At 61.0% G+C, this 5,261-nt stretch carries 8 protein-coding genes; all 8 read left to right on the top strand.

What is annotated here, in order from left to right; translation table 11 throughout:
• Window positions 1–760, top strand: a 760-nt coding sequence (gene odhB / locus RTS12_RS07035; RefSeq protein WP_312526847.1) for a 2-oxoglutarate dehydrogenase complex dihydrolipoyllysine-residue succinyltransferase, incomplete at its 5' end; no start/stop codon positions are given.
• A gap of 72 nt (window positions 761–832) precedes the next feature.
• On the top strand, window positions 833–1,297 hold the full coding sequence (locus RTS12_RS07030; protein ID WP_312526846.1) for a hypothetical protein: 465 nt from the start codon (window positions 833–835) through the stop codon (window positions 1,295–1,297).
• Window positions 1,298–1,309: 12 nt separating this feature from the next.
• Complete coding sequence (locus RTS12_RS07025; RefSeq protein WP_312526844.1) at window positions 1,310–1,570, top strand: hypothetical protein; 261 nt, start codon at window positions 1,310–1,312, stop codon at window positions 1,568–1,570.
• Between the two features lie 4 nt (window positions 1,571–1,574).
• Entirely contained in the window at window positions 1,575–1,835 is a 261-nt protein-coding gene (locus RTS12_RS07020) for a hypothetical protein (protein WP_312526842.1), read from the top strand.
• Between the two features lies 1 nt (window position 1,836).
• A complete protein-coding gene (locus RTS12_RS07015) occupies window positions 1,837–2,229 on the top strand; it encodes an MAPEG family protein (protein WP_312526839.1) in 393 nt (130 codons plus the stop codon).
• A 44-nt stretch (window positions 2,230–2,273) separates the two neighbouring features.
• Window positions 2,274–3,668: a dihydrolipoyl dehydrogenase gene (lpdA, locus tag RTS12_RS07010; protein ID WP_312526837.1), complete on the top strand. Its 1,395-nt coding sequence runs from the start codon at window positions 2,274–2,276 to the stop codon at window positions 3,666–3,668.
• Between the two features lie 160 nt (window positions 3,669–3,828).
• Window positions 3,829–4,296, top strand: coding sequence for a lytic transglycosylase domain-containing protein (locus tag RTS12_RS07005; protein WP_312526835.1), 468 nt, complete (start codon window positions 3,829–3,831; stop codon window positions 4,294–4,296).
• 193 nt (window positions 4,297–4,489) lie between these two features.
• The gene (locus RTS12_RS07000) at window positions 4,490–5,212 is read left to right on the top strand and encodes a class I SAM-dependent methyltransferase (protein WP_312526833.1); all 723 of its coding nucleotides are present in this window, start codon (window positions 4,490–4,492) and stop codon (window positions 5,210–5,212) included.
• Window positions 5,213–5,261 lie beyond the last annotated feature (49 nt).

Here is a 5,261-nt window from a genome sequence, read left to right as displayed (position 1 = left end):
AGCCTCGGTCGCGCCGACCCCGGCAGTTGCCCCCCGCGCCCCGTCTTCGGCTGCGGATGCCGCACGCGAAGAACGCGTCAAGATGACCCGTCTGCGTGCGACCATCGCACGTCGCCTGAAGGATGCGCAAAACACCGCCGCCATGCTGACCACCTATAACGAGGTGGACATGAAGGCGATCATGGACCTGCGCAACGAATACAAAGACGCCTTTGAAAAGAAGCATAAAGTCAAACTTGGCTTCATGTCCTTCTTCGTCAAAGCCTGCAACCACGCGCTGAAAGAAGTGCCCGAGGTCAATGCCGAGATCGACGGCGGCGACATCATCTACAAAAACTATGTCAATATGGGCGTCGCTGTCGGCACCCCGACCGGTCTTGTGGTTCCGGTTCTTCGCGATGCCGATCAGCTGTCTTTTGCGGATATCGAAAAGCAGATCGCGGGCCTTGGCGCACGTGCGCGTGATGGCAAGCTGACCATGGCGGATATGCAGGGCGGCACCTTCACCATCTCGAATGGCGGTGTTTATGGCTCGCTGATGTCTTCGCCCATTCTGAACCCGCCGCAATCGGGCATTCTGGGCATGCACAAGATCCAGGACCGTCCCGTCGTGGTGAAAGGCGAGATCGTCATCCGCCCGATGATGTACCTGGCCCTGTCCTATGACCATCGCATCGTCGATGGCAAAGGCGCCGTGACCTTCCTCGTGCGCGTCAAAGAAGCGCTGGAGGATCCGCGCCGCCTGTTGATGGATCTCTGATCCTGACAAGCCGACTGGTCGCGCCCTGTGATGGGGGCGCGGCCTTAACCCTGAAACATAAAGGCTACTGACGTGAAAAAGCTGCCGCTCATCCTGGGTGCCCTGCTCGCGCTGTCCGCCTGTGCACCCGATTACAATCCGACGATCAACAATATCGATTCCGAACTGTTCAGCACGACCAAGAATGTGATCGTGCGCGGCATCGATGGTGGACCCAATGGGGTCAAGCCGCCGCTGCTGGTCAGCCGGACCTATCCTATCCTATGCGCCCGCGATCCTTTGATGGACCCGCCCGCGCTGCGCGCTGAACAAACCGTGCGCGAGATCAACCGCATCATCGGTCCCGTTTCCGATCGTACCGGTGAAAGCTATTTCAAGGCCGAGCAAATGCGGCAGGTCAATAGCGTCACCGTACCCTCGCTGAAATGCCAGATCGGCCAATTCACCGAAAAGCAGGTCAGCCGTGACCCGAATGTGATCGCGGCTTTTGCAGCGAAACATGGCGTGGTTCTGTCCACCGCCCGCGGCGGGCTGTGATCTGCGTAACTGATGATGAAAGCTCTGCCCTGCGTCATGACCGGCCCGACTGGCCGCACCTATCGGGTTTGTGGAATGGCGCAGGGCCTTGCTGGCCATATTTTCCAGTCGATATGCAATCGTCGCAAGGCAACCGAAATCCCGATCACCCGTTTAGCTTACGGGCCAGAGGCCGCGCCCGACCGCCAGAGCAAGCTGGCAAGGCGCGGGCCTATGGACAACAACAGCGCTGCGGATGTCTGGCCCCGCCCCGCGCCTGTGTTGCAGGAGTAACGAGATGACGACCCAGATGATTGCCCATTACAGCATCGCCGATTATGCGCGCTTTCGCACCGCCTTTGACGCCGATGGCGAAGATCGTGGCCACAACGGGCTTTCGCTGCTTCAGCTATGGCGCGAAGGCTCGACCGGTGTCTGGGCACTTTTCCAGGTCAGCGATGTCAAAGCGGCCCGCGAATATCTGGCCGGTGCTGCCGCCGTCTTTAACAGTCAGGCGGGCGTCTCGAAAGTCGAGACCCATCTGCTGGAGACAGTCTGACATGTCAGCGGAAACGACAGCGCTTGGTCTGGCCGCGATTTTGCAGGCGGTCCAGATCGGGCTTGCGGGGATGTCGATGAACCGCGATGTCGGCGCGAAATGGAATGCCGGGCCGCGTGATACGCAGCCCGCGCTTTCGGCCAGGACCGGCCGCCTGCGCCGCGCCGTCACCAACCACTTCGAGGCGCTGGCCTTTTTCACAATCGCCGTGCTGATGGTCTCGCTTGAAGATCGCAGCGATGCCCTGACCGTTTTTTGCGCCTGGCTCTATTTGGCGGCGCGCATTCTTTATGTTCCTGCCTATGCCTTTGGCTGGTCGCCCTGGCGATCCGTCATCTGGGGGGTGGGCTTTCTTGCAACCATGGCGATGATCGTCATCGCCCTGCTGACCTGACCGCAGCCCCGATGGGCGCGCGCTTTCTTCCTAAGGAGACCTGAATGTCCACCTACGATCTCATCGTCATCGGCGCCGGCCCCGGCGGTTATGTCTGCGCGATCCGCGCCGCGCAGCTCGGCCTTAAGGTCGCTTGCGTCGAAGGCCGCGAGACCCTTGGCGGTACCTGCCTCAATGTGGGCTGTATTCCTTCGAAAGCGCTGCTTCATGCCAGCCATATGCTGCATGAAACCCACGAAAACTTCGAAAAGATGGGCCTGATCACCGGCGAGGTGAAGGTCGATTGGGCCAAAACGCAGGCCTATAAGGCCGAGACGGTCGGCGGCAATACCAAGGGCATCGAATTCCTGTTCAAGAAGAACAAGATCGACTGGCTGAAGGGTTGGGCCACGATCGAGGCAGCAGGCAAGGTCAAGGTCGGCGACACGGTTTACGACACCAAGAACATCGTCATCGCCACTGGCTCGGTGCCTTCGGCGCTGAAGGGGGTAACGGTCGATAACGCCGCTGGCGTGGTCGTCGATTCCACCGGCGCATTGGCTTTGGACAAGATCCCGGGCTCGATGGTGGTGATCGGTGCGGGTGTGATCGGCCTCGAGCTGGGCTCGGTCTATGCGCGTCTTGGAACGGCTGTCACCGTTGTCGAATATCTGGATGCGATCACCCCCGGCATGGACGGCGAGGTGCAAAAGCAGTTCCAGCGCATCCTGTCCAAGCAAGGATTGAAATTCGTCATGGGCGCCGCAGTGTCAGGCGTCAGCGTCGAGGGCGGCAAGGCTCAGGTCAATTACGCGCTGAAAAAAGACGGCAGCGAGCAATCGATCAGCGCCGATTGTGTGCTGGTGGCGACGGGCCGTCGTCCCTTTGTCGACGGGCTTGGCCTTGATAAGGTCGGGGTCGCGATGACCGATCGCGGCTTCGTGCAGATCGACAACAACTGGCAGACCAACGTGCCCGGCATCTATGCCATTGGCGATGCGGTTCCCGGTCCGATGCTGGCACATAAAGCCGAAGACGAGGGCATGGCCGCCGCCGAGGCCATTGCTGGCAAACATGGCCATGTGAATTACGATGTCATTCCGGGTGTGATCTATACGACGCCGGAAGTGGCCTCGGTCGGCTTGACCGAGGAAGCGGCAAAAGCCACGGGCCGTAAGCTGAAAATCGGCAAATTCCCCTTTATGGGCAATGCCCGTGCCAAGGCGCTGTTTCAGGCCGAGGGCTTTGTCAAAATGATCACCGACGCGGAAACCGATCGCGTGCTGGGTTGCCATATCGTTGGCCCCAATGCGGGCGAGATGATCCATGAGGTCTGCGTTGCGATGGAATTCGGCGCATCCGCTCAGGATATCGCCCTGACCTGCCATGCCCACCCGACCTGCTCGGAGGCCATTCGCGAAGCCGCATTGGCCTGTGGCGATGGGGCCATCCACGCCTGATCATCTGTTTCGCAGGGCCGCGACCATGGCCCTGCGCGATCTCTTGCGCGAAACATCAGGGCGGTCCATTCGGGTCGCCCTTTTGCCTTGCCCAAAGGGCAAAGGGTTAATATCCCGAAAGCTCCCGGTTCCCGTGCCGGGCAAAAAACCGGAGCAGCCCATGATCGCACGCCGCAGCCTGATCCTTTCGGCCCTTGCCCTTGCCGCCTGTGGTGGCGGGACAAAAGACCCCTATCATCAGCCGCGCCCAAGCGGCCCACACCCTTCGGCCGAGATGAACCGCAAGGTCAATTACTGGGCCGATCACTATCAAGTGCCACGGGCATTGGTTCATCGCGTCGTCGTGCGCGAATCAGGCTATCGCCCCGAGGCCCGCAACGGTCCCTATTTCGGCCTGATGCAGATCGTGCCCCAGACGGCTCAGACCATGGGCTATCGCGGCGCGCCGCAGGGCTTGCTGGATGCAGATACCAATCTGCAATATGGCGTGAAATATCTGCGCGGCGCCTATCTGGTTGCCAATGGCAACCATGATCGTGCCATCAGCTGGTATTCCAGAGGGTACTATTACGAGGCCAAGCGCCTGGGCCTTCTCGAAGAGACCGGCCTGCGCGCGCGCCGCAGCTAAGCTTGCACCGCATGGAACGGCCTGGCCCAATATCGGGCCGTTGCTAGCTTAGTGGCGCCAATGCAGGCGCCGTTCCGGGCTGTGCCCAGATTGCTGCGGGCCAGAATGCGTCCGGTTTCCTCGCATCGCCCTTTCGGCGCGGCAGGGCTTTGCTTAGGAAGCCCAGAGAACACACAGACCGAGGCCCACAGACATGACCGACAACGTCAGCGACAGCACCGATAACGGCTGGGAGCGCTCAGCCGCAGCATGGATCGCGGATATGGGCGAGAATGGCGATTTCAGCCGCCGCCATGTCCTGGATGGGCCAATGCTGGCACGGGTGCGCACCAAACCCCATCGCAATGCGCTGGATGTCGGCAGCGGCGAGGGGCGCTTTTGCCGGATGCTGCAAGAAATGGGCCTGACCACCATCGGCGTCGAACCGACCCAGACCCTGCGCGCCACCGCCCAGTCGCGCGATCAGACCGGCACCTATGTCGCAGCCCGCGCCGAGGATCTTCCCTTCGAGGCGGATCAATTCGATCTGGTGGTCAGCTATCTGACCTTGATCGATATCGACGATATCGACGCAGCCATCCCCGAAATGGCCCGCGTACTTAAACCCGGTGGCAGCCTGCTGATCGCCAATTTGAACAGCTTCAGCACGGCGGGCGAATGGCATCGCTTGCTGGATGGCTCGCCCTATTTCCGGATGGATAATTACCTGGAACCGCGCGCCGAATGGGTCAGCTGGCGCGGCGTCTCGATCCGCAACTGGCACCGCCCCATGCAAAGCTACATGCAGCGGCTGATCGCTACTGGCCTGCAGCTAAGCCATTACGAAGAGCCCGCCCCCACCGGAGGAGAGCGCCGCCGCGCTGACCGCTTTGCCCGCGTGCCCTATTTCCACGTCATGGAATGGACCAAGCCCTAACCCTCCAGCAGGGCGCGGTCAAAAAGGCGCAGGCCACACGCCGCGCGGC

The organism is Paracoccus sp. (in: a-proteobacteria) (assembly GCF_032007265.1).
GTDB lineage: Bacteria > Pseudomonadota > Alphaproteobacteria > Rhodobacterales > Rhodobacteraceae > Paracoccus.
This window is presented reverse-complemented; position numbering and strand designations above follow the sequence as displayed.